The 26,650-nt window shown below is 35.7% G+C and carries 18 protein-coding genes, 1 pseudogene and 2 riboswitches; of the genes and pseudogenes, 11 read left to right on the top strand and 8 right to left on the bottom strand.

Annotated features, from left to right (window positions below; all coding sequences use genetic code 11):
• Window positions 1-34: 34 nt before the first annotated feature.
• The gene (locus NSQ69_RS02075) at window positions 35-817 is read left to right on the top strand and encodes a nucleotidyltransferase domain-containing protein (protein WP_002124948.1); all 783 of its coding nucleotides are present in this window, start codon (window positions 35-37) and stop codon (window positions 815-817) included.
• A gap of 134 nt (window positions 818-951) precedes the next feature.
• On the opposite strand, the gene NSQ69_RS02080 is transcribed toward NSQ69_RS02075, so the two are convergent.
• Window positions 952-2,253, bottom strand: a complete 1,302-nt coding sequence (locus NSQ69_RS02080) for an MFS transporter (RefSeq protein ID WP_002016702.1) — start codon at window positions 2,251-2,253, stop codon at window positions 952-954.
• 142 nt (window positions 2,254-2,395) lie between these two features.
• On the bottom strand, window positions 2,396-3,922 hold the full coding sequence (locus NSQ69_RS02085) for an FAD-dependent oxidoreductase (protein ID WP_341098896.1): 1,527 nt from the start codon (window positions 3,920-3,922) through the stop codon (window positions 2,396-2,398).
• Window positions 3,923-4,500: 578 nt separating this feature from the next.
• On the opposite strand from NSQ69_RS02085, the gene NSQ69_RS02090 reads away from it, so the two are divergent.
• Window positions 4,501-5,586, top strand: coding sequence for a fatty acid desaturase family protein (locus tag NSQ69_RS02090; protein ID WP_002091268.1), 1,086 nt, complete (start codon window positions 4,501-4,503; stop codon window positions 5,584-5,586).
• Between the two features lie 50 nt (window positions 5,587-5,636).
• Here the strand turns inward: NSQ69_RS02090 and NSQ69_RS02095 are convergent, their stop codons facing one another.
• From NSQ69_RS02095 to NSQ69_RS02105, 3 genes are all read right to left on the bottom strand, one after another.
• Window positions 5,637-6,329 carry an amino acid ABC transporter permease gene (locus tag NSQ69_RS02095; RefSeq protein WP_002186825.1) on the bottom strand — a complete coding sequence of 231 codons (693 nt, stop codon included), beginning with the start codon at window positions 6,327-6,329 and terminating at the stop codon, window positions 5,637-5,639.
• Window positions 6,330-6,435: 106 nt separating this feature from the next.
• The gene (locus NSQ69_RS02100) at window positions 6,436-7,230 is read right to left on the bottom strand and encodes an ABC transporter substrate-binding protein (RefSeq protein ID WP_078203778.1); all 795 of its coding nucleotides are present in this window, start codon (window positions 7,228-7,230) and stop codon (window positions 6,436-6,438) included.
• A 121-nt stretch (window positions 7,231-7,351) separates the two neighbouring features.
• Entirely contained in the window at window positions 7,352-8,074 is a 723-nt protein-coding gene (locus NSQ69_RS02105; RefSeq protein WP_002029539.1) for an amino acid ABC transporter ATP-binding protein, read from the bottom strand.
• A 376-nt stretch (window positions 8,075-8,450) separates the two neighbouring features.
• Here NSQ69_RS02105 and NSQ69_RS27685 point away from each other — a divergent pair.
• A pseudogene (locus NSQ69_RS27685) lies at window positions 8,451-8,636 on the top strand (HAMP domain-containing protein); the annotation flags it as partial.
• 15 nt (window positions 8,637-8,651) lie between these two features.
• Window positions 8,652-9,578: a methyl-accepting chemotaxis protein gene (locus NSQ69_RS02110; protein ID WP_412675106.1), complete on the top strand. Its 927-nt coding sequence runs from the start codon at window positions 8,652-8,654 to the stop codon at window positions 9,576-9,578.
• A gap of 30 nt (window positions 9,579-9,608) precedes the next feature.
• On the opposite strand, the gene NSQ69_RS02115 is transcribed toward NSQ69_RS02110, so the two are convergent.
• Window positions 9,609-10,943: an FAD-binding oxidoreductase gene (locus tag NSQ69_RS02115; RefSeq protein WP_002124960.1), complete on the bottom strand. Its 1,335-nt coding sequence runs from the start codon at window positions 10,941-10,943 to the stop codon at window positions 9,609-9,611.
• Between the two features lie 377 nt (window positions 10,944-11,320).
• On the opposite strand from NSQ69_RS02115, the gene NSQ69_RS02120 reads away from it, so the two are divergent.
• From NSQ69_RS02120 to NSQ69_RS02135, 4 genes are all read left to right on the top strand, one after another.
• A complete protein-coding gene (locus tag NSQ69_RS02120) occupies window positions 11,321-12,985 on the top strand; it encodes a glycoside hydrolase family 13 protein (RefSeq protein ID WP_078203780.1) in 1,665 nt (554 codons plus the stop codon).
• A gap of 201 nt (window positions 12,986-13,186) precedes the next feature.
• The gene (locus NSQ69_RS02125) at window positions 13,187-14,824 is read left to right on the top strand and encodes a PTS transporter subunit IIBC (protein ID WP_002029549.1); all 1,638 of its coding nucleotides are present in this window, start codon (window positions 13,187-13,189) and stop codon (window positions 14,822-14,824) included.
• Between the two features lie 4 nt (window positions 14,825-14,828).
• Window positions 14,829-15,620: an endonuclease/exonuclease/phosphatase family protein gene (locus NSQ69_RS02130; RefSeq protein ID WP_063226361.1), complete on the top strand. Its 792-nt coding sequence runs from the start codon at window positions 14,829-14,831 to the stop codon at window positions 15,618-15,620.
• Window positions 15,621-15,925: 305 nt separating this feature from the next.
• Window positions 15,926-18,787 (top strand): YhgE/Pip domain-containing protein, encoded by a 2,862-nt coding sequence (locus NSQ69_RS02135; RefSeq protein ID WP_002124969.1) that lies wholly within the window; start codon window positions 15,926-15,928, stop codon window positions 18,785-18,787.
• Window positions 18,788-18,826: 39 nt separating this feature from the next.
• Here NSQ69_RS02135 and topB read toward each other — a convergent pair whose 3' ends face one another.
• On the bottom strand, window positions 18,827-21,016 hold the full coding sequence (topB, locus tag NSQ69_RS02140) for a DNA topoisomerase III (RefSeq protein WP_341098897.1): 2,190 nt from the start codon (window positions 21,014-21,016) through the stop codon (window positions 18,827-18,829).
• Between the two features lie 228 nt (window positions 21,017-21,244).
• Window positions 21,245-21,354, top strand: a riboswitch (TPP riboswitch).
• 72 nt (window positions 21,355-21,426) lie between these two features.
• On the opposite strand from topB, the gene thiM reads away from it, so the two are divergent.
• Both thiM and thiE read left to right on the top strand, forming a co-directional pair.
• Window positions 21,427-22,236, top strand: coding sequence for a hydroxyethylthiazole kinase (gene thiM, locus NSQ69_RS02145; RefSeq protein WP_002124973.1), 810 nt, complete (start codon window positions 21,427-21,429; stop codon window positions 22,234-22,236).
• 13 nt (window positions 22,237-22,249) lie between these two features.
• Entirely contained in the window at window positions 22,250-22,909 is a 660-nt protein-coding gene (gene thiE, locus NSQ69_RS02150; protein WP_341098898.1) for a thiamine phosphate synthase, read from the top strand.
• 131 nt (window positions 22,910-23,040) lie between these two features.
• On the opposite strand, the gene NSQ69_RS02155 is transcribed toward thiE, so the two are convergent.
• Window positions 23,041-24,354: an anaerobic C4-dicarboxylate transporter family protein gene (locus NSQ69_RS02155; protein WP_002029556.1), complete on the bottom strand. Its 1,314-nt coding sequence runs from the start codon at window positions 24,352-24,354 to the stop codon at window positions 23,041-23,043.
• A gap of 282 nt (window positions 24,355-24,636) precedes the next feature.
• Window positions 24,637-24,721: riboswitch (cyclic di-GMP riboswitch) on the top strand.
• Window positions 24,722-24,863: 142 nt separating this feature from the next.
• Here NSQ69_RS02155 and NSQ69_RS02160 point away from each other — a divergent pair.
• Window positions 24,864-26,603: a methyl-accepting chemotaxis protein gene (locus tag NSQ69_RS02160; RefSeq protein ID WP_059037279.1), complete on the top strand. Its 1,740-nt coding sequence runs from the start codon at window positions 24,864-24,866 to the stop codon at window positions 26,601-26,603.
• The last annotated feature ends 47 nt before the right edge of the window (window positions 26,604-26,650 follow it).

The raw sequence follows: 26,650 nt of genomic DNA on the forward strand, positions 1-26,650 counted from the left end.
CAGGGAAATAATCAAAAAATGGAGATGGTATGAAATGAGAGAGAAAATTGAATTAGAACTAGAGCGAATTGAAAAAGAGAATGGTGTGAAAATTTTATTCGCTGTGGAATCAGGGAGTCGGGCGTGGGGGTTTCCATCGAAAGATAGTGATTATGATGTTAGGTTTGTTTATATACACCCTGTAGAATGGTATTTATCAATCCATGATAAGCGTGATGTAATCGAATATCCAATTAGTGATGATTTAGACATAAGTGGTTGGGATATTAAAAAGGCATTGCAACTATTCGCGAAGTCAAATCCAGCTTTACTTGAGTGGATTCGATCACCAATTTTTTATTCGAAAAACTCTAACTTTCCAGAGCAGCTTCAGCAAAAGAGTGAAAAGAATTTTGATCCAAAAGCAACGATATATCATTACTTACATATGGCTTCAAAAAATTATCGTGAATTTTTGCAAGGTGAAAATGTAAAGTTGAAAAAGTACTTTTATGTATTACGTCCTATTTTAGCTTGTCAGTGGCTAGAAGAGAAAGGGACATTACCTCCAGTAGAATTTGACCGATTACTTATAGAACTATCTATAGAACGTAGTGTATTGAATGAGATTGAGAAGTTGTTAGTAAAGAAAAAAGCGGGTACGGAATTAGATGTTGGATTGAAAGTTCAGGCGTTAAATCAATTTTTAGAAGAACAAATTGATTATTATCAGCAATACGTGAAAGGGATTGAAAAGGGATTAGGGATTGATATTGAGAGTTTGAATACATTATTTCGAGATATATTGTTTGAAGTATATGAAAAAGAGCACAAATGAGTTTGTGCTCTTTTTTATCCCGCATTAACGGGCAGTAAGACTCCCACCTCAAGATTCGGCTGGAGCGAAGAAGTTAGGTGGGAGGTCAACTGCCCGTAAACGCCCGATTGGTAAGGGCTGATTAAAGTTTCACTTTATTTTGTAGGAATAAAGAAAACAGATATAGCTGCGATAAGACCTGCAAAGGAGAATAAGTAAAAATTCCACGCCAAGTCATATTGCATTGTCATAATAATACCGACAAGAATAGGGCCAGCAATCGCACCAACTCGGCCAAGTCCAAGTCCCCAGCCTAAGGAGGTAGCTCGTATATGTGATGGGAAGTATTGTGTTACATAAGCATTTAATATTTGAGTAATACCGACTGATCCAATTCCAGCAAGACCAATTAAAAGATAAATGATTGTAACAGATGGTTTAATTGTTAATAGTCCAATACATATGGCTGCCATAAGATAGGAGATACTAATAACAATTTTTGCTCCTATACGATCGGCAATCGCCCCAGCAAATAATGCACCGATAGCTGCAGTAATATTTAGTATAAGTAGAAATGATAAACTAGATCCAAGAGGGTATCCTGCCTGGCGCATCATCTGTGGTAGCCAAGTATTTAAACCGTATATTAAAAACATTCCCATTATATAAGTGAGCCAAAAAAGTAGTGTTGCTTTTATGTAATCTTTTGAGAATAACGTAAGAAATCCATTTTTCTTTTGTATATTAGATGGTGTTTCAGGAATTTCATCTTTTACATGGAATTCAATTTGAAAGCGATTAAGAATTTTATTCACTTCTTCTTGTCGATTTCGCGATAATAAAAATTGAATGGACTCAGGTAAATAACGAATAATGAAAGGAATGAGGAGTAGCGGAATCATTCCGATGCCAAACATAATTCTCCATCCGAAATCTTCTAGCATAAACATGGATAAAATAGCGCCTAACACGATACCTAAAGGATAGCCGGTAAACATAAGAGCATAAATAAAAGATTGCCGTTTTTTTGGTGAATATTCAACAGTAAGTGCTGAAGCCGTTGGGATAACACCGCCTAATCCGATTCCTCCGATAAATCGAGATAACCCAAATAATTCAGGAGAAGGAGCAATTGCAGCTAAGCCCATTGTGATAGAAAAAAGGGCTAAACAGCATATAAGTGTCCATTTTCGTCCAATTAGATCTGTAATGGTTCCAACTAGAATAGCACCAATAAACATCCCAAATAAAGCATAGCTGGCAATTGTTCCAGCGTGGGCTGGTGATAGTGCCCAGCTTTTGTCTTCTAGGAGCTTTGGCAGAACGGCGCCGTAAATACCTAAATCATATCCGTCAGCTAGAATGGCTAGCCAACAAATAAAAACAACAAGTTTTGTAATAGAACTTGAAAAGATAGTTTCTGTAGATTCTAGATGAGGTGGAGCAGAAGGTTGCATAGTATTCACTCCTTTTATTTGTAGATGAATATATTATTTTATTTAATGTTAATATTTCCCTGCGTATGTCGAAATTTATATGAAAAGGTGTCATGAAAAATAAAAAAGTTCAACAGGATTCCCGTTGAACTTCTTTGTTTTTTTATTCGTTATCAACTCGCTTTAATGGTTGATCTGCTGGACCTTCCATAACATCCCCATCAATTGAAAAACGGGAACCGTGACAAGGGCAATCCCAAGTACAATCACCGCTATTCCATTCAACTTCACAGCCGAGGTGTGTGCAAGTTGTATCGACGATATGTAATTTTCCTTCTTTATCTTTATAAGCACCTGCTCGTTTACCGTTGACATGTACAACAGAACCTTCGCCAACTTCAAGATTTTCTGGCTTACGTAATGCGGTTTCAATTTTTCCTTCAATTAAGTGTTTAGCAACATCAATGTTCTGAGAGAGGAAAGTTTTTATATCCGGATTTGCATGAAAGCGTGATGGTGCAAACAGTTCTTTATATGGGCTGTGGACTTTTAGAATGGAGTCCTTCAGTAAATGAGCTGCTGCAGTTCCAGTCGTCATTCCCCATTTACGATATCCAGTTGCCACAAATATATTTGGATTCCTTTCGTTAATATGTCCGATATAAGGGAGTTTATCTAGCGTGATTAAATCTTGCGCTGACCATCTATAAGGAATTTCATCTACTCCAAAAGTAGATTCAGCAAAGGAATATAGTGCATCATAATGAAGCGTCGTATTAATTCCTTGGCCTGTTTTATGGCTCTCTCCGCCAATCAATATCAACTTTTCTCCATTGCTTGTCGTATAACGTATGGAGCGTTTTGGATCATCGATACTTAAATACATGCCCCCTGGATAATCCGTTTTTGCTTTTATTGCGAGGGCATAGGAGCGTTCTGCGTACATTCGCGTAAAGAAAAAGCTATTAGCATCATAAAAAGGAAAATGTGAACAAGAGACAATATATTTACAAGTGATGCGATGGTCACCCTTTGTAATAACTTGTGGATAATCTCCTTTTTCCACATCAATGGCTGTTGTTTGCTCATAAACTTTTCCGCCCATTTCCACAAACTTTTCTAAAAGTGTTTTTAAATAAAGGAGGGGATGGAATTGCGCTTGATTTTTCATCACAAGTGCAGATTGTACGGGAATAGGAATCGACAGGGATTGAACATAGTCACAAGGAATATTTAATTTTTGATAGGCTTCATATTCTTTCGTTAAATTTCGCAGGCCATTATTGGTAGTTGTATATAAATACGAATCTTCATTTGTGAAATTACAGTCGATTTTATATGTTTGTACAGTCTCGTTTATGAATTGTAGAGCTTTACTATTTGATTCGTAGTAAAGCCTGGCTTTTTCAACACCAAAATTGTTTATTAATTCATCATAAATAAGATCATGTTGAGCTGTTACTTTTGCGGTTGTATGCCCAGTTGTTCCATTTAAAACAGAACCAGAATCAATTAAAACGACTTTCATTCCTTCTTTAGCGAGTAAATAGGCGGTGGTAATGCCTGTAATACCAGCTCCGATAACAGCAACTTCTGTCTTTATATTTTCGGATAAATGAGGAAAAGTAGGAAATTGAGTAGATTCAATCCAATAGGATGATGGTAACTGTGGAAATGTGTCATCTGTCATTTTGAAAACCTCCAAATTAGAACAATTTTCCTTTTAATATTTCCATATTATATGGAATTCATGTATGTTGTTTTCGTAGCGTTCTATTCTTACTAAATGAAAGAAAAAATATTTTAATATAATTATTTTATTGGGGCAGTATGAAGAAGTAGGATTTATATAAAGCTAAATTCAAGTGATTCCATTTGTTGATTACATAGAGAGTTCTTGAATAAGATAGAGTCTATGTTGTTTAAGTGGATATGTATATATACCTGATAAAGCCTTATGAAATCTATGCTTTTTCTTTAGTGAAATAAAGTATAATTATAAAAATATAACCAACTTTTATTACTAGGTCATAAAAGTTGTTGACAATATAGAAATTCTATTGTTATGATTCATCATGTGGAAAGGTTGATAGAGAGTAAAAAGAGAAATGTTTTTCATTGATAATAAAAGCGAAAATTAAGTGACGATAGAGTGAGTATATTTTCCTTATGATAAATGCTTTTTGGATCACGTAGTAAAATCAATCTGGAAGCAAGAATTGATATATGCAAGTTGCGCGGGGCGCGGCATAAGAAAGGGGCAAAAGGATGAAGGAGCTTCATACGTTTGGGTGGTATGCAGCACGTGTAGCACCACATTTGCCGAAAAAAGCATTTAAACCAGTTCCTAATCGATTATTTGGTGGACTGGCTTATTTACTTGTGGCATTGGCTGGTTTAATAACGATCGGTGTATTTGAATTGAATGTGTGGGCAAATCTAGGAATTGCAATTGTTCTTGGATTATGTTTTGCTTCACTTGGATTTTTAGGACATGAAATTTTACATGGAACAGTTGTAAGAAAGGCATGGCTTCGTGATTTTTTAGGTGCGATAGCATTTATGCCATTATCAACTGGCCCAAAACTTTGGAGAAAGTGGCATAATGCAACGCATCATGTTCACACACAGCATGAAGAGAATGATCCAGATGCATGGCCGACATTTGAGAAACTGAAAAAGAGTAAGTTTTTGAGCTGGGTATATCGCATGCCTCTTCATGTACGTTCATTCTTTAGTTTCCTGTCACTAACAATTCAATTTACGTTACATTCGACTCGAATGTTCTTTCATTTTATAAAAGAATTTAAGTCATCCAATCAAAAATCTGTATGGCTTCAACTTCTTTTGCCCTGGACAGTTTGGATTAGTTTATTGTTTATTATGGGACCTACAAAGTGGTTCTTTGCATACGTGATTCCGTTGTTAATTGCTAACTTTATTGTAATGGCGTATATCGCAACAAATCACCGCTTAAATCCTATTGTTCCAGTAAATGATCCTTTAGCAAACTGTTTATCAGTAACAGTACCGCGCTGGGTAGACGTTTTACATTTCAATTTCTCATACCATACAGAACATCATCTGTTTCCTGCTATGAGTTCTAAATACTATCCATTAGTAAAAGATAAAATTAAAGAAATGTGGCCGGAACGCTATCACGAAATGCCGATGACAAAAGCTTTGGCAGCACTTTGGAATACACCACGTGTGTATTATCACGGAAGTGAATTAGTTGATCCGCATAGGGAGCATTTCTATGGTTCTTTAGGAAATGGATTGGATCCTCATAATATTTCATATCGTGAGGAACATATAGAGGAAAAAGAGACTATAAAAAAAGTAAATCAATAATAGACATATCTTACGATGAAAAAGCAAGCTCTCTTAGAGCTTGCTTTTTGTTATAAAGAGACTTCTTTCTTGTTCTTCGTCTTGACCTGGACAGAGTTATTTTCTTTTCGTTGTAGTCGTTTTTCTAGAAGACTGACAAGATAAGTAAATAGAAGAACTAGTGCGAGATAGTATACACCAACAATGATATATGTATCTAATTGCTGGAAGTTACCTGCGGCAATTGATAAACCGGATCCCCATAATTCGGACATTCCTACATAAGCGACAAGTGAAGAATCTTTTAATCCAATAATAAATTGGTTCCCTAGAGGGGGAAGAGATAGGCGAAATGCTTGTGGTAATATAATCCGGCGCATCGCTAAAGGATAAGGCATACCTAAAGAGCGAGCAGCTTCCAATTGTCCCCGGTCAACGGATTGAATAGATCCACGGAAAATTTCGGTAATATATGCACCGTTATGAATTGCTAAAGCAATTGCTCCTGCCCAAAAAGGGGTGAAAACAACAACGGATGTAATCCCAAAATAGAGAATAGCAATTTGAACAATTAAAGGTGTACCACGAATAATGGCGATGTATACATGAGCAATACTATTTAAAATTTTATTGTTAGAGATTCGAAAGAACGCGAATAATAATCCAATTAATGAACCGAATACTAGGGAGGTTAATGTTAATTGTAATGTGACAATAGTAGCCTTTAAGAGTGTCGGATAGGTAGAGATAAAGATTTCAAACATGTGTGTCACCTCATATTGGATGGATTTTAGTAGAGAATGAAATACCCCACATAAAGTGAAACTTTAATTAGTGGGGCATGATTTATTGAAACTTTGAAGAGATAACTTACTTCGTTTTTGCTTCTTCTCCAAGAATATTACGCCCAAACCATTTTTTACTGATTTTTTCATACGTGCCGTCTTTAATGATTTCATCTAGCGCTTTATTTACCTTTTCGACCATGTCTTTATTGTCTTTATGAATAGCAATTCCCATTTCATCAAGGTTTAACGGTTTTCCAGCTTCTTTTATATTGGATTTACCTTCTTTAATCATACGAAGACCAACCATTTGATCAGTAATAACTGCGTCTACACGTCCTGGTTCTAAGTCCATAAGTGCAGTAATATCACTATCATATTCTGTAATTTGATCTGTATATTTTGCAACAAGGGTTTTGAAAGTACTTGCTTTTACAACACCTATTTTTTTACCTTTCAAGTCCTCTGGAGAAGAGATAGATGTATTCTTTTTAGCTACAAAAATTTGTGCACCAGAGCGATAATATGGATTTGAGAAATTCACGGCTTTTAATCGCTCTTCTGTAATAGCCATACTTCCTAATATCACATCATATTTTTTTGATTGTAGTCCTTGAATCAATGTTTCCCAAGGATTTGTAACAGGAACAGGTTTCATTCCCATCTTTTTCCCGAGAGCTTCACCTATTTCTACATCAAAACCGACAAGTTTCCCGTCATTTTCTTTATAGTTAAAAGGTTTGTATAAACCACTCATAGCATAACGAAATTCCTTTTTACTATTAGATGAAGTAGTAGCACTTTCCTTACTACAGGCTCCTAGTATGAAGGATGTACATAATGTAATACTCGCAACAATGGTTAATAGTTTTCTTTTCATAAAACCCCTCCTATATATTGATCATACGGATGGTTTTAAGTATGTTACTGAGATATTTTATTTGGACAATTAGTTGTGCACCGTATGGATGTATTTCTTTTCATTTGAAACAGAAGTTACATTATAAAACGTTGCGTAAAAATTGTTTTGCTCGTTCATGTGATGGAGCTGAAAAGAATTGTGCTGGCGGAGCGTCCTCTACAATCTTTCCGTCATCCATAAATATGACGCGATCAGCTACATCTCTTGCGAAATTCATTTCATGAGTAACAATAATCATGGTCATTCCTTCTTCAGCAAGTTCTTTCATAACTTGCAATACTTCTCCAACAAGTTCAGGGTCTAAGGCTGAGGTAGGTTCATCAAATAGCATAATTTTAGGGTTCATAGCAAGAGCTCGTGCAATCGCAACGCGTTGTTTTTGACCACCTGAAAGTAGGTGAGGAGTTACATCCGCCTTATCTTGTAGGCCGACTTTTTGTAGGAGTTGATTCCCAACATCCTTCGCGTCTGCTGTCTCCAATTTTTTTACGTGAATAGGTGCTTCTATGATGTTTTCTAGTGAGGTCATATGAGGAAAGAGGTTAAAGTGTTGAAAAACCATACCGACATTTTCACGGACTTTGTTTAAATTTGAATGCTTCGGATCAATTCGTTCACCTTGTAAGTGAATTTCACCTTCATCGTACATTTCTAAAAAGTTAAGACAGCGAAGTAATGTACTTTTGCCGGAACCACTGGCACCGATTAAAACAACAACTTCTTTTTCTTTTACTTCTAAATCAATTCCTTTTAAAACATCAAGTGAGCCAAATGATTTTACTAGATTTCGAACTTGAATCATACAAAACCCCCAGTCAAAAATATATTTTACAAATGTTGCCCCTTATTTCTGTTATTAGTCATAAATTGTCAGAATCCTTTATTTTTTTCAGGGGGATTTAATATTCAAAGAAATAATGATTTTTAAAATCCCTATATCTTTCTATAACGAAAATATGGATAATAATATATAGGTAGTACTTATATTGCTTATAAGAAGGGGGAAAGAAGAGATGGGAAAAGAAAGAAAAACATTTTCCTTTGGCTTGCGTATACAGCTTATGTTATTTACTACAGTTTTAGCTTTCATTACATATTCAACAAGTTTAATTTTCATTTACGTTATATATGATTACTTTCAAAGTTATGTAAGTCAAACTGTTTATAATATTATCGTTATGTTATTAGGTGTAGTATGGTCTGGAATTTTAGCGTATGGGGCAGCAATATTTTTAATTAAACCACTTCGAAAGTTGGAAGAAGCAGCAAGGAAAGCGGCTGAAGGTGATATTCGTGAAGATGTCCCATTGCCAAAGACCGATGATGAGATTAAATCTTTAAGTGTTGCATTTAATATGATGCTAGGGAACTTAAGGGGCATGGTAAAAAATATCGATACTACATTTTCGTATACAAATAATCAAGTTCAGCAAATTAGAAAACAAACAGGTGAAGCGACAAAGCAAGCACAAGGTGTGTCTGAAACTCTTGCGGAGATTTCTTCCGGTGCCGAGCAATCAGCAGCATCGATTCAAGCGATCGTTTCTACTGTTGATACAACGACTTCTATTGCAAATGAAGTAGAAGGAAAAGCAAAACAGTCTGACGAGTTGTCTTCAGAAATGGTTCAAGCTTTAGGACAAAGTACACGTGTCTTTACTTCTTTAATTCAAGGTATTCAAACATTGGCGAGAGAAAATGAAGATTCGATGGAAAATGTACAGAAATTAGAAGAGCGAATGAAACAAGTTGAACATATTGTTTCTGTTGTGAGTGAGATTGCTAATCAAACGAATTTATTAGCACTCAACGCTTCTATTGAGGCAGCTCGTGCAGGAGAGCATGGAAGGGGCTTTGCGGTTGTAGCAGAAGAAGTACGTAAACTTGCTGATGAAAGTGATCATTCCGCAAGAAATATATCGCAGTTATTACGGGATATGCAAGATGAAGTACAGCAAGTCGCATTGAAAATGACAGAGCAGGTGAAGACAGCTAAAGAAGAGGCGAAACGCGGAGAAGCTACAGAATTAATTTTAAAAGAAATGTCATCAAGTGTTATGGAAGTAGCCGATGCAACTAAGCAAATTAGTAGTTATATGAATGAACAAGCGAGTCACATTCATCAAACAGGAGCACAAACAAAGGCTGTAGCAGCAATTGCGGAAGAAACGTCAGCTGGTTCACAAGAAGTGGCACGTGTGACGTTGCAACAATCTAAAAATATGGTAGTAATCGATCAATTATTAAAGGATTTAGAGAAGCAAGCAGCGGACTTGAAACAAACCATTGAACGATTTTCAATGTAAAAAGGAAGAACAGAATTCTGTTCTTCCTTTTTACGTATGGAAAGGAGGAATGCTTTGTTGAAAACGAAAAACATTACAAGGATCATATGCTGTCTTCACTTTACGCAACCTTTGAAAATTAGAGCCATAATAACTAGTTTGCCAATTTTTTATGTCGATATCGGGCCAATTGACATAGTCTCCCAGTGTGTAAGGATCTAAGCTTTCCCGTAAATCTTTAACCCAGCGTATATTTCGGTTTTCTTCATCGTTGCATTTCCAAGAAGTAATATATTCTTGAGCAATAATTGCCTTGCGGTGGAAATAAGCTGTTTCATTAGGCGAAATGTTTTCTACAGCACCTACGAGTGATTGGTGCCAAATACTCGCATCTTTATTTGGTGCATGAGAAAGAAAATATTGTAAGATTTGAATACCTTTAAGAGGGATAGGTTTATATACGTAGGAACCAGAGCGTTTGAATTTTTCAGGAATATTGCCGCTATTAAAGAATTGAACAGCCTTTATATACGGGACTTCATCTATAAAGAGAGAAGGATTACCAGTTTCAAGAAGAGGAGATAATAGAGGATAGAGTTCAGAAGGAGAGCCGACAAATTCACCTTTCACCTCGATTTTATTTCGTTGTTTAGAGAATAATTCAATTGATGAAGTGAGACGTTCATCTATATAAGGTGCCCAGTTTTGCCAAGCTTGAAATGCAGCAATAAAGTCTTTCCATTCCCATGTAAGTGAGAAAATTGATACGTTTTTAATAGGGTGGACTCGAAAGGTTAAGGAAGTAATAATCCCGAAATTTCCACCGCCACCGCCACGGCATGCCCAAAATAGGTTAGGGTTTTCTTGTTCATTTGCACGAATGATTTTTGCACCAAATTTCCCGCACGCTTGTACCATTTCGACTTCTACTAATTGATCACATGTTAGTCCAAATAAGCGTGAAAGCATGCCAATGCCACCGCCGAGTGTTAACCCCACAATTCCGACACTTGCACTTGTGCCAGCTGGTATTGTAACACCATATTTCCAAAGTTCTTTATACACAGTGCCAAGATTTGCACCCGCTTCAATTGTTGCTGTTAATTTTCCTGTACTAACCGTAATTTGCTTCATTTCACTCACATCAATAATAAGCCCGCCATTTAAAAGAGAGAAATTTTCGTAGCTATGTCGTCCACTTCTTAAGCGAAATGGTATATGACGCTCACGTGCCCATTTTAAGGCGTTACACACATCATTTTTATTTTGACAAAAAACAATAATACAAGGGAATTTTGGAATGCTTAAATTTAAATTTATTCGGGCTATGTCATACCTAGGATCCGAGGGAACGACGATACGACCAGTTAATTTTGTTTGTTTCAATTTATATCTCCTTTCTGAAATAATATGAGCTTGTATTAGTATATGAAGAGTGTATTTAACACGCATGGACGAGAAGACGAGAAGGTTTAGATTTATCCCGTTATTTGCGAGCAGTAAGACAATATCCGGTTGAAGCAAAGAAGATAGGGCTGCTCGTAAAAGCTCGATTGGTAAGGGCTAATAATCAGCGGGGGATGGACATCTCCTTAACGATTAAAGTTTCACTTTATCTTTGTGAGAAATAAATAAGGCATAAGAATAAGGAAACTACATAGAGTTCAATGAAAACAGTTGCAAACTATTCATATTTTGTTATGATAGTGTTACGAAAACGTTTGCATAAAAAATCCGATGGGATGCAAAAGGAGAGAATTAGTATGAATAAGACATGGTGGAAAGAAGCTGTCGCTTATCAAATTTATCCACGTAGCTTTATGGATTCAAATGGTGATGGTATTGGAGATTTACAGGGGATTATTGCAAAGCTGGATTATTTAAAAGATTTAGGTATAGATGTAATTTGGATTTGTCCAATGTATAAATCACCTAATGACGATAATGGTTATGATATTAGTGACTATCAAGATATTATGGATGAATTTGGTACGATGGAAGATTTTGATATGCTACTAGATGAAGTTCATAAGCGTGACATGAAGCTTATTATTGATTTAGTTATTAATCATACAAGTGATGAACATCCATGGTTTATTGAATCAAGTTCTTCTAAAGACAATCCGAAGCGTGATTGGTATATTTGGCAGGATGGTAAAGACGGCGCGGAACCAAACAATTGGGAAAGTATCTTTAATGGTTCTGCATGGGAATATGATGAAGTGACAGAGCAATATTATTTACATTTATTCTCGCGTAAACAACCAGATTTGAACTGGGAGAATAAAGAAGTTCGTGAAGTTTTATATGATACTGTTAATTGGTGGCTTGATAAAGGTATTGATGGTTTCCGCGTCGATGCGATTAGTCATATAAAAAAAGAAGATGGCCTCAAGGATATGCCAAACCCAAAAGGGTTAAAGTATGTGCCTTCTTTTGACAAACATATGAATGTAAATGGTATTCAGCCATTACTAGAAGAATTAAAAGAAAACACATTTGCTAAATACGATATTATGACTGTTGGAGAAGCAAATGGTGTGAAAGTTGAAGATGCTGATCTTTGGGTTGGAGAAGAGAATGGTAAATTCAATATGGTATTCCAATTTGAGCATTTAAGCTTATGGGATGCAGAAAAGAAGAAAGATCTTGATGTTGTTGAGTTGAAAAAAGTATTAACAAAGTGGCAAAAAGGTTTAGAAAATAAGGGATGGAATGCTTTATATATTGAAAATCATGATAAGCCACGTATTGTGTCTACTTGGGGAAATGATAAAGAATATTGGCGTGAAAGTGCAACGGCTTTAGGAGCGATGTATTTCTTTATGCACGGCACACCGTTTATTTATCAAGGACAAGAAATTGGTATGACAAATGTTCAGTTCCCAAATATTGAAGATTACGATGATGTAGCAATTAAAAATTTATATCGTGAGAAAATTGCAGAGGGCGTATCACATCAAGATATGATGGAAATTATATGGGCTTCTTGCCGCGATAATTCACGTACACCTATGCAGTGGAACGATGAAATGAATGCTGGCTTCACAACAAGTACACCTTGGTTTAGCATGAATCCAAATTACAAAGAAATTAATGTTGAAAAGCAAAAAAATGAAGAAAAGTCTATTTTCAATTTCTATAAGAAAATGATTGCCTTGAAAAAAGAGCACGATGTACTGAACTACGGTACGTACGATTTACTATTAGAAGACGATCCACAAATTTATGCATATACACGTACGTTACAGGATGAAAAAGTCATTGTAATTAGTAATATCTCAAAAGAGGAAGTTGTGTATAATGAGCCTTTATTCGCACTAGAACGCAAACGTTTGCTTTTAAATAACTATGAAGTTGCGGAACATGAAAAAGTAACTACAATCACGTTAAAACCTTATGAAACAAGGTTTTATCGCATTTTATAATAAAAAAGGATGCTCCTTGAGCATCTTTTTTTATGAAAAAAAATAAATTTCTATTGCAATGTGAAAACGCTTTTATTAAAATAGATTTATGAAAACGGTTGCGTAAAGAGAAAAAGAAACATAAGGAATCGTTTTCATAAGAGAAACAGAAATTATAATTTAAATCATTATGTTGTTATAAATAAAGGGGAGGAAAAACAGATGAAAATTACGTCTTTTGATTTTTGGCAAAAGTTCGGGAAAGCGTTACTAGTTGTTGTAGCTGTAATGCCAGCAGCTGGTTTAATGATTTCCATCGGTAAGTTAATTGGGATGTCTGCTGGGGATGTTAACGCAGTTCATACCATTGCTCGAGTAATGGAAGACATCGGTTGGGCAATTATTACAAATCTACACATCTTATTCGCAGTAGCAATTGGGGGATCTTGGGCGAAGGATCGAGCAGGTGGTGCATTTGCAGCACTATTAGCATTCGTTTTAACAAACAGAATTACAGGAGCTATATTTGGCGTAAACGCTCAAATGTTAACGGATTCAAAAGCGACAGTTTCTTCATTTTTAGCAGGAGATTTACTTGTAAAAGATTACTTTACTTCTGTACTTGGTGCACCAGCATTAAACATGGGAGTTTTCGTAGGGATTATCACAGGTTTCTTAGGAGCTACTTTATATAACAAATACTACAATTATAATAAACTGCCACAGGCATTAGCATTCTTTAATGGAAAACGATTCGTACCATTCGTTGTAATTGTTTGGTCTACAGTCACTGCGATTGTATTATCACTTGTATGGCCATTTATCCAAAGTGGATTAAATGAATTTGGTCGCTGGATTGCAGCATCTAAAGATAGTGCACCAGTTATTGCACCGTTTGTATATGGAACGTTAGAACGTTTATTATTACCATTTGGATTACATCATATGTTAACAATTCCGATGAACTACACAGAGCTAGGCGGAACATATACGATGTTAACTGGCTCAAAGGTTGGACAAATTGTAGCGGGACAAGATCCGTTATGGCTTGCATGGATTACAGATTTAAATAACTTATTAGCAAATGGAGATACGAAAGCATATAACGATTTATTAAATAACGTTGTACCAGCTCGTTTCAAAGCTGGACAAGTTATCGGCTCAACGGCAGCGTTAATGGGGATTGCGTTTGCGATGTTCCGTAATGTTGATAAAGAAAAACGTGCAAAATATAAACCAATGTTCTTATCAGCTGCATTAGCAGTATTCTTAACAGGTGTAACAGAACCAATTGAATTCATGTTCATGTTTATTGCACCAGTATTATATGTTGTGTATGCAATTACAACAGGACTTGCATTCGCATTAGCGGATTTAATTAATTTACGTGTTCATGCATTTGGATTTATTGAGTTAATTACACGTACACCAATGATGATCAATGCAGGTTTAACGAGAGATTTAATCAACTTTGTCATTGTTTCATTAGTGTTCTTCGGCCTTAACTTTACGTTATTCAACTTCTTAATTAAAAAATTCAATTTACCAACGCCAGGGCGTGCAGGTAACTATATTGATAATGAAGATGAGTCAACAGAAGGAACAGGAAATGTACAAGATGGTTCATTAGCAACAAAAGTTATTGATTTATTGGGCGGAAAAGATAATATTGCTGACGTAGATGCTTGTATGACACGTTTACGTATAACAGTAAAAGATTTAGATGTTGTTGCACCAGAAGCACAATGGAAACAAAATGGTGCTTTAGGACTTATTGTTAAAGATAAAGGTGTACAAGCCGTATATGGCCCGAAAGCTGACGTATTAAAGTCAGACATTCAAGATATGTTAGGTGCGTAATAATATGAAATTGCTAACTTTAAATTGTCACTCTTGGCAAGAAGAGAATCAAATTGAAAAAATAAAGTATCTTGCTAAAGCAATTCAAGAAGAAGATTATGATGTGATCGCATTGCAAGAAGTAAGTCAGTCTATACAAGCTGAAAATGTATGCGGTAACAAGAAAAAAGATAATTTTGGGCTTTTACTGCTAGAAGAGTTAAGAGCATTAAATGTAAAAGAATACAATATTATTTGGGATTTCTCTCATATTGGATATGATGTGTACGAAGAAGGATTAGCAATTATAACAAAGCACAACATTGTAAAGGAAGATACGTTCTTTGTCTCAGAAAATAAGGATACAACGTATTGGAAAACACGCAAAATTGTAAGTGCAACAATTGCTTATAATGATAAGAATATAACGTTTTATTCTTGCCATTTCGGTTGGTGGAATGATGAAGAAGAATCATTCAAAGACCAAGTTGATCGTTTAATGGAGCGTGTAAATAGCAATGAACTTTCCTTCTTAATGGGTGATTTTAATAACAATGCTCGTTTGGAAGGAGAGGGTTATGAGTATACAATGCAAAAAGGTTTATATGACACATATGAACTAGCGATAGAGAAGGATGAAGGAACAACTGTCCAAGGAGAGATTGCTGGTTGGGATGAAAATAAACAAAACTTACGAATCGACCTAATATTAAGCAATCGAAGTAAAACAGTTAATTCTTCAAAAGTCATTTTTAATGGAACAAATCGAAATGTAATTTCTGATCATTTCGGTGTAGAAGTACAATTAGATATATAATAGAAGAAACCCTCACAGATAATGAAAAGCTGGGAGGGTTTTTTGATAAATACAAGTATTCCCAAGAGAAAATACTTGTATTTTTTATGACATTTCCTATATATTTGTTATTATTGAATGTAAAACTAATTTGGTCATTTTGTATGCATACTTTTTTTACTTCGTTATATAATGAAGTAAGTGAAATATTTAATGGGAAAAATAGTATGTTTTCGTTTAATCCACGCTGTAGAAAGTGATATAATTGCAAAATGTATGTATCATTTTCCAAAGAAAGAAAAATATATAATTAGGTGATTGCTTATATGAAACAGATTTGGCGTATTTATAAGACAGATTTACGGAATGTAGCCAAACATTGGGCTGCAATTGTTATTGTTTTAGGGTTAATGATTTTACCATCGTTATATGCATGGTTTAACATCAAAGCTTCTTGGGATCCTTACGGAAATACGAAAGGAATCCAGATTGCAGTTTCTAACCAAGATGTTGGATCAAATTTAAGAGGGAAAGATATTAACATCGGGAAAGAAATTGTAGATTCACTTAAGAAGGACAAAAATTTCGGGTGGAAGTTTGTTGATGAAAAGCAAGCAATTTATGGAGTAGAGCGTGGAGATTATTCCGCAAGTATTACTATTCCAAAAGATTTTTCTGAAAAGATTGCAACAGTCTTGAATGAAAATCCACAGAAGCCGGAAATTGATTACTATGTAAATGAAAAGGTGAATGCCATTGCACCGAAGATTACAGCTAAAGGTGCATCGGGTCTTACAGAAGAGGTTAGTAAAAACTTTGTTAAAACAGCAAACGGTGAGATTTTTAAAATCTTCAATGACCTTGGAATCGATTTAGAAACTAACTTACCAAGTATCGAGAAGGTAAAAGATCTTGTATTTAAGTTAGAAGCGCAGTTCCCAGAAATGAATACACTTATGGATAAGGCGTTAGATGATGCAACTCGAGCGGAAGATATCGTGAAAGTAGCACAAAAAGATCTACCTGTTGTAGAGAGTGTAATAAATGATGGGCAAGAAGCGTTGGCAAATTTAGATAAGTTCTTTGCAAGACAAGATCAAACATTAAAGAATGCTCCAGGAACGATAAGAAATGATTTAGTAGTAGCAAAAGGCGTTATGGATAGTGCAGCTGCATTTACTGACTTTTTAATGAATCCAGGTGTAGACTTAAATATTCCTGATTTGTCTGGAATGAATGGATTACCTGAATTCCCTGCAAGACCGGACCTTTCTAAGTTGAATAGTGATGGTTATAAAAATATAGCGCAAAATATTAATCAAACAGTCAATAATGTTTTAAGTTCATCCCGTGCAGGAACAGCTTATGCACAAAGTGTTATGGATGGATTGCAAAATGGGAGCGTTGACCCAGAGATAGCTAAGAAAAATATTTCAACTATATCTAATAATCTTCAAACGCATATTGACAATCTCTCTTATGTAATTGATGTTATGGCTCGTTTAGAGCAAGGAGCTCAAACTGAGTTTGGGCAAAATTTCTTTAAAACAAGAAAAGAGCATTTAACAGCTATTAAAGATGGACAACAAGATTTAAATAATCGATTTAAACGTTTAAATGATTTGATTAGCACAGGTCAAGAAGTAAAACAAGATGTGCGAGATGGAATCAATCAGAAACTAAATGAAACAAATGCTTTAATCGATCGAGCTGAAAAAGATTATAATGAAACATTTGTAGCAGATTATCAAAAAGCAGTTAGTACAGTAGATCAAGCTAAAGTTGATGCAAATGCAGCATATGACAATGCAAAAGCAGATTACGATAAAGCAAAAAATGGCCTTGAAGGTGCAAAAGCAGATTTACAAAAAGCGAAAGAAGATGTACAAAATAGAGGTGTTAACGGTTTAGATTCAACGAAAGTAGCTTTAAATAGCTTAAATGGTCAATTCCAATCTGGAATTGGTTTGATTGATGATATGATTCCAGTTCTAGAAAGTACAAATAAGGTTTTAGCGGATGTAAATAGTGATAAAAACCTTAATAATGGAATTACAAAATTAAACAAAGCGAAAAGCAGCTTACAAAAAGGTGTAGAGGCAACGAATAAGGGGATTACACTTCTTAACAATGGCCAGAAACCGACAAAAGATGTAATTGAAAGTATTAACAATGCTGCGAAAGGCGGATCAGCTCAATTAGCAGATGTATTATCGACGTATGATGCAGAAATTGTACCAGGCTTCAACACAGCAATTGCTCGTACAAAAGAGATGTCGAAAAATACAACTCAAATTTTAAATGATGCAGACAAAAAGCTTCCAGATGTTAAAAAATTACTAGAAGATTCATCCAAAGGCTTAGTAGACGGTAGAAAGAAATTAGCAGACATTAAAGCTGAAATGCCGGAGACTGAGAAAAAGATTAAAGAATTAGCAGATAAAATTCGTGATTTTGAATCTGAAGAGGATATAAAAGACATCATACGCTTATTAAAGAATGATGTTGAAAAGCAAAGTGACTACTTTGCAAATCCAGTAAATTTAAAAGAGAATAAATTATTTGCAATGCCGAACTACGGTTCAGCAATGTCACCATTCTATACAGTGCTTGCATTATGGGTAGGCGCATTATTAATGGTTTCATTATTAACGGTAGAAGTACACGAAGAGGGCGCGAATTATAAGAGCCATGAAGTTTACTTCGGACGTTTATTAACATTCTTAACGATAGGTCTTTCACAAGCGTTTATCGTATCAATGGGAGATATATTCTTACTCGGTACGTACGTAGTCGATAAGTTCTGGTTTGTGTTATTTAGTTTATTTATTGGGGGAGTCTTTGTTTGTATCGTATACTCACTCGTTTCTATTTTCGGAAACGTTGGGAAATCGATGGCGATCATTTTACTTGTACTGCAAGTAGCGGGATCAGGCGGAACATTCCCAATTCAAATGACACCACCGTTCTTCCAAGCAATTTATCCGTTCTTACCATTCACATATGCAATTAGTGCAATTCGTGAAACAGTTGGCGGAATGCTTTGGGATATAGTAACTAGAGATTTACTTGTGTTAAGTGTTTTCGTAGTAGTTATGATTGTTGCTGCGTTATTACTGAAAACACCAATTAACAAATCAAGTGAAAAATTCGTTGAGAATGCAAAAGGAAGTAAAATCATTCATTAATAAAAAGGTTCCTACCGATAGAGGTAGGAACCTTTTTATTTAATCAAATTTTAATTTCTTTAATGCTTCTGCGAATGGATTGTTTAATGGTTCTTCCTCTTTGTTCTGCTGTTTCATATATTTTTGAACGTCGCGTTTATCAGCTTTGCTGCCGGATTCTTTTTTACGTCTCTCTTGGAATGTAGAAAGTTTCTCACGATAGCCACATTTACATGCGAAAATTTGGCCTGCTCCTTCACCACGAAGTTCTAGTTTCTTTTTACACTGAGGACAGCGTGCATTTGTAGTGCGGGATACATTTTTACGGTGACCACATTCGCGATCTTGGCATACAAGCATTTTACCTTTTTTACCGTTTACTTCTAACATCGGTTTACCACAGTCTGGACAAGACTTCGTTGAAATGTTGTCGTGTTTATATTTCTTATCACTCGATTTAATCTCAGCAACAATTTCTTTCGTATAGTTCTTCATTTCTGAAATAAATACTTCTTTCTTTAATTTTCCTTTAGCGATAGCTTCTAACTTTTGCTCCCATTCACCAGTTAGTGTAGGAGATTTCAGTTCTTCTGGCACTAAATCAAGTAACTGACGGCCTTTTGAAGTAATGTGAATATCTTTACCACGTTTTTCAAGCAAGAACGAATTGAATAACTTGTCGATAATATCAGCTCGTGTAGCTACAGTACCTAATCCACCAGTTGACTTTAACGTGTCAGCAAGTTGTTTGTTTTGCGTATCCATGTATTTTGTTGGGTTTTCCATCGCTGAAAGTAATGTTGCTTCATTAAAACGTGCAGGTGCTTTCGTTTGACCAGATGTTTGGACAATTAGTTTTATGTTTAATGTATCGCCTTTTTCGATGCGAGGTAAGATTTGTTCTTTTACATCATCGCTTGCATCATCATCTTCAAATCGATTTTCATAAACCTCTTTCCAACCAGTATATAAAATCGTTTTTCCGCGTGCGATGAACGTTTCGTCACCAATTTTCGTGCGCAATGTTAGTTGTTCATATTCAAAGGCCGGGAATAAAACAGCTAAGAAACGTTTTACAACTAAGTCATAAATTTTACGTTCTTTATCTGTGAAAGCTGAGAAGTTTACATAGCTCTCTGTTGGAATAATTGCGTGATGATCACTTACTTTACTATCATCAACAAATGATTTATTAGATTTTACAGGTTTCTGCAATACTTTATGTGCTAAAGGACGGTATTCTCCAACTCCGCAAGCCTTCAGACGCTCTGGAAGTGTTCCGACAATATCAGATGAAATATAGCGTGAATCTGTACGAGGGTACGTTAAAACTTTATGCTGTTCATATAATTTTTGCATAATGTTTAATGTTTCTTTCGCAGAGTAACCAAATATTTTATTCGCATCACGTTGTAGCTCAGTTAAATCGTAAAGACCAGGGGCGAACGATTTCTTTTGTTTTTTATCAATGTCTACAACAGTAGCATTTTGCTTACTAATTTTGTTCACGATTGCATCAGTTTTTTCTTTATTAAAGCTACGGCTATTTCCTTTTGTATCTTGCCAAGTTAGCTTTAATCTCTCAGCTGTTTGAGCTTCGATACCATAGTAAGTTTGAGCTTTGAAATGTTTGATTTCATCTTCACGGCTTGCAATCATGGCTACAGTAGGTGTTTGAACACGACCACAATTTAGTTGGGCATTAAAGCGAGTAGTTAATGCTCGAGTCGCATTAAGTCCGATATACCAGTCAGCCTCTGAACGTGCGACAGCTGAAGCGTATAGATTGTCATATGCTTTTCCTGGTTTTAAATTTGCGAAGCCATCTTTAATTGCTTTATCGGTAACAGATGAAATCCATAGACGTTTAATCGGTTTCTGCATTTTAACTTTATCGATAATCCAGCGTGCGACCAACTCGCCCTCACGACCGGCGTCAGTAGCTATAATGATTTCATTTACATCTTTTCTAAGAAGCTGACTTTTTACAGCGTTAAACTGTTTCCCTGTTTGTTTAATAACGGTTAGTTTTAAACGCTCCGGTAGCATTGGTAAATCTTCTAAATTCCACTGTTTATATTTCACATCATAGCTTTCTGGATCAGCTAATGTAACGAGATGACCTAAAGCCCAAGTAACAATATATTTACTACCTTCAAGATAGCCGTTCCCTTTTTTATCACATTTCAGTACACGTGCGATATCACGTGCAACAGAAGGTTTTTCAGCAATTACAATACTTTTTGCCATATTTAAAAACATCCTTTCAAATTTCCATACGTTAAATATAGCATACATCTTTGTTCTATTCAGTCTTGCTGACGGTTTGAGTTATTTGTGGTGAAATATACGTGTGAGAGTTTTACTTATATAAAGGCGAAGAATGGTTGAACCAGGAGAGTTCTGATCTCTATCATTCTATAAAAGTAAAGAACTTGTTATTTTACTAGAATAAGAGTAGACTTTGAAGTAGATGAATAATAAACACATGGGAGTTTGTGGATGCAAACTGAGAGTATGACTAGTCCGTCATTGACCATTTGAACCTGTTGGATAATGCCAGCGTAGGGAGAGTGTAAAAGCACATGTTCAGGCACTTTGCGTACGCGCAAAGTGCCTTTTTGTGTATCTCCCATTACTATAGTTAGGAGATGAAAAGGATGAATATGAAAGAAATTAGTAAAGTAGTGGATTTGGTGAGAGAGTCTAATCCACTCGTGCATAATATTACAAATGTTGTTGTAACAAATTTTACAGCAAACGGTTTGTTAGCATTAGGAGCATCACCTATAATGGCGTATGCAAAAGAAGAAGTAGCAGAAATGGCTAGCATTGCGGGAGCCCTTGTTTTAAATATGGGTACACTTCGTCCTGAAGAGGTAGAAGCGATGTTACTTGCTGGTAAATCAGCAAATAAGAATGATGTACCAGTATTGTTTGATCCAGTTGGGGCAGGAGCAACTTCTTATCGAACAGAAGTTGCGAGATATATTCCAGCTGAAATCGATTTAGCTGTTATCCGCGGAAATGCGGCTGAAATAGCTAACGTTATTAATGAGAAATGGGAAATTAAAGGTGTAGATGCTGGTACTGGAAACGGTAATGTTTTAAATATTGCAAAACAGGCAGCGGATGAATTAAATACAGTTGCGATAATTACTGGACAAGAAGATGTTGTTACAGATGGAGAGCGAACTATTCTTATTCGAAATGGCCATCCTATTTTAACGAAAGTTACTGGAACAGGTTGTTTACTAACTTCTGTAATAGGAGCATTTGTAGCGGTAGAAAAGGATTATGTAAAGGCAGCAGTAGCCGCATTAACATTCTATGGAGTAGCAGCAGAAGTAGCGGCTTCGAAAACAGTAGAGAATGGACCAGGAAGCTTTCAAATTGAATTTTTAAATCAGTTAGCGAATACAACTTCAGATGATATTGAGAAGTATGGAAAGATTGAGGTTATACAGTAAGGAGAGGAACTAGATGTCGCGCATTACAATGGATGAAATGTCTAGGTTATTACCAGTATATTTTATTATGGGAAGTAACAATTGTACGAAGGAGCCACTACAAGTATTGAGAGATGCACTAGAAGGTGGTATAACAATTTTTCAACTTCGTGAAAAGGGAGAAGGGGCTTTAACGGGAGAGAAACGTATCGATTTTGCGAAAGAACTAAAAGCGCTTTGCAAGGAGTACGGTGTACCATTCATCGTAAATGATGATGTGGAACTAGCCCTCGAGTTAGATGCAGATGGCGTGCATGTTGGACAAGATGATGAAGGAATTACTTCTGTTCGTGAAAAAATGGGTGATAAAATTGTTGGTGTATCTACACATACAATTGAAGAAGCACGCTGGGCGATTGAAAATGGAGCTGATTATTTAGGAGTTGGTCCAATTTTCCCGACGAGTACGAAAAAAGATACAAAAGCGGTTCAAGGAACGGAAGGTCTAAAGTATTTTAGGGAACAAGAGATTACAATACCGATCGTTGGGATTGGTGGGATTACAATTGAAAATACAGCTTCTGTTATAGAAGCGGGTGCGGATGGTGTTTCAGTTATTTCAGCGATTAGCTTAGCGGAATCTGCGTATGAAGGTACGAAGAAATTAGTTGAGGAAGTAAATAAGAGTTTGTAGAGTCGCAAAATGAGTTGTTTCGTTTATCCTGCTATTTGTGGGAGTCTTACGCCGGTAAAAGCCCGATTGGTGCGGGCTAATAATCAGTGGGGGAAGAACAAAACCCCCCACTGATTAAAGTTTCACTTTATTTAAAACATAATTGAAATTAAGAGCATTCCAATTCCGATAGAAGTAAAGGTTGCGATCAGGCCCGGAATCATAAAGCTATGATTTAAAACATATTTACCAATTCCTGTTGTACCAGTACGGTCAAAGTTAATTGCAGCAACGATTGTCCCGTAGTTTGGAATGAAGAAATATCCATTTACTGCAGGGAACATCGCAATAAGTAATGCCGGCGGAATACCAAGTGATAGTCCGAGTGGCACTAAAGCACGAACTGTTGCTGCTTGGCTATACAGTAAAATAGATAGAATGAATAGTGCAATAGCAAATAGCCATGGTGCACTTGTCACTAAGTGTTGAATTGATCCTTGAATTATATTTAAGTTTCCGTTGAAGAAAGTATCTCCCATCCAAGCGATACCAAAAATAGCAACAACTGCTGTTGCGCCTGCTTTAAAGACGTTACCAGTTACAATGCTTTCCACATTTGGTTTACAGAAAATAATAATGAGAGCAGCAATGGTTAACATGACCATTTCAATTGTGTTTGGCATGGAAAGACGAGCTAACTTCCCGTCAACCATCCATCCCGGACGAAGGGCTTCAAATGAACCAAGAAGTACGACAAGGAAAGTTCCTACTAGGAAAAGGATAACTGATAATTTAGCGCCTTTTACACCCGCAAATTCTTTTTTCTCTTCAAGTTTAGGGATCATTCCCTCTTTTAATCGCTTCAAGTATTCAGGGTCTTCATTTAATTCTTTTCCCATTTTACTAGCAACGAATGCAGCTACCATACAAGCAATAAAAGTAGAAGGGATACTGACTTTTAAAATATCTAACAAGGTGATTTTATAGTCGGCTAACATTGCTAAAAGTGCAACTGTTGCAGCCGATATTGGACTAGCTGTAATTGCCTGCTGGGAAGCGATAACGGCAATTGACATTGGTCGTTCAGGTCTAATTCCTGATTCGCGAGATACTTCGGCGATAACGGGAAGTACAGAATAAGCGACATGACCAGTTCCCGCGCATAGCGTGAATAAATAAGTAACAATAGGAGCAAAAAATGTAATACGCTTTGGATTTTTTCGTAATGCTTTCTCAGCAAGGTAGACAAGGTAATCCATTCCTCCAGCAGCTTGCAAAGCACCGGCAGCTGTAATTACTGCTAAAATCATAAGCATTACATCAATAGGAGGAGCTGTAGGTTGTAAGTGGAAGACGAAAACAAGTATTGCCATACCAACGCCACCCATTACTCCTAGACCAACTCCGCCTAAGCGTGCACCAATAAAAATGCAGAGTAGTAACGTAAGAAATTGTAGCCAAAACATGATAAACTACCTCCGAAATTCGTAAGTTAAGATATATTCGAATAATTTAATTTGAAAGAAAATTAAATTAATATCCGGAATAATCCTTGTGTTGTATACGTTTTTTATTATATAACACAAGAAATGTAACATTCACGAACTTTGTTAAATTATTTCGAAAAAATAATACATTAAAACTTCATATTTAAATCTCTAAATAAGTGGACATTTTAATTTTTATGTTGTAATCTTTGAAAGAGAATATTTAAATTCTCATAGAACTCCCATATCGTTCAACTCGTTCAGCGAGAAAGGCAAACTGATGGAAACATGAGGGCGCAAAACTACAGGGGCTAAGGTCAAATGACTATGCTAGCCAGTTACCGGACGGATAGGGTTGGTTTTGACCAATGCTTTTTCATTGGTCTTTTTTTTATTTGTAAACAAATGAGAATTGTTATCATTTATTGATGAGGTTTATATTTTAATAGTTTTACTTTATACTAAGTTAATTTAGAAAGGTGATGTTAATGGGAAAGTATTGGCACAAGCTATCATTTCTTCAAAAAAATGTATTGTTAACTGTATTAGTTATTTTGACGCTTGTTGGTAGTATGGGGGCGTTAAGTTTTAACATGTTTCAAAATAGTATGATGTCTATATTTGAAAGGCATTCTTTTGAAACAGGAGATACGGTATTACATAAATTAGACGCAGAAATAGTGAGAGATGTTGCAAAAGATCCAACGGCAGAAAGAGAAAAGAGAGAGAAGTTAACAGAGAAATTAGATGAATCAACGGAAGAATTGAACAGTGTTGGACAAACGTATATTGTTGGAGCAAAAGAAAATGAAAAAGGTGAGTTACAAATCGTCGACTTGTCTACAGACTTAGCAAATGTTGTTGAAGTAAAGCCAGGGGACTATTATAAACAACCAGATCTTTGGATGAAAGCATATGATAAGGTAATGAGCACGAAAAAAGCAAACATGACAGTAGTATATGAAGACGCATTAGGATCATGGGTAACGATATTAGAGCCAATTAAAGATGGAGAAGATAATATTGTGGCAATTGTTGCAGCCGATGTAGATGCCTCTATTGTTCCTATTACAAAGGGAAAATTCATTATACAAGGTTTAATGTTTATTTGTATTTCTGTTTTAATTGCAACTGTTATTCAATTCTTAATCGTACGTAACGCACTTGCTCCATTGCGGGATTTACGTGAAGGGTTGCGCAAAGTCGGTGAAGGTGATTTAAGTATTAAATTAGAGGAAAGACCAGATGATATTGGTATTATTAATGCGTATTTTAATAATACCATCGAGAAGTTTAAAGGAATTATAGATAAAGTGAAGCAGACAGCAGAACAGGTTTCCTCATCTTCAAAAGAATTGTCAGTGAGTACGAAAGAGAATAGCATGGCAGTTCAAGAAATCGTAAGTTCTATGGTTGAGTTAAGAGCTGGCGCCCAGTCACAAGAAACTTCAGTACCACAGTATTTAGGTATTGTATATGAAATGGAAGATAAGATGGAAGAGATAACGAATGCTGCAAAACAAATGGTGAAAGAGTCTGAAGGTATAGAGCATCATTCAGGAAAAGGAAATGGTGTTATTAAACAGGCGATTAATCAAATGAACATAATACAAAATGCAGTACAAGATTTATCTTCTATTATTTATTCTTTGGAAGCAAGATCAAAAGAAATTAGTGATATTGTAACTGAAATTACAGGTATTTCAAATCAAACTAATTCGCTAGCTTTACATGCTACTATTGAAGCTTCACGTGCTGAGGAAACTGGAGAGGGATTTGCCGTTGTTGCTGATGAAGTGCGTAAATTAGCAGAGCAGACGGAAGCATCAGCAAAAGATATAGCAAAATTAATTGGGGAAACACAAGCTGGAACGGAAGAAGCTGTTGTTTCAATGCAAAAAGCTTCAAAAGAAGTAGAATCAGGAATTAAACTTGTTGAAAGTAGTGGTGCTTTCTTTGAAAAAATTTCGAAATCAGCACAAACTGTTACCAATCAAGTTAGAGCTGTTTCTAGCAATTCAAGTGATATATTGCAAAATAGCCAAAATATTGTTCGTGTTGTAAATGAACTATCACTTATCGCAAATAAGTATGCGAATAGTAGTAGTAATGTTCAAGAAAGTATGAAAGAACAGGAAATGTCTGTACAAGATATTGCTGAATTAGCTAGTTCTTTAAGTTGGCTTTCACAGGAGTTACAAGAGTTAATTGGGGAATTCAAAAGTTAAATGAAGTGATTATGCATGCTTTTGTTTGTTCAATAAAATAAATCATG

It is taken from the genome of Bacillus sp. FSL R10-2201, from assembly GCF_038008665.1.
Lineage (GTDB): Bacteria > Bacillota > Bacilli > Bacillales > Bacillaceae_G > Bacillus_A > Bacillus_A mycoides.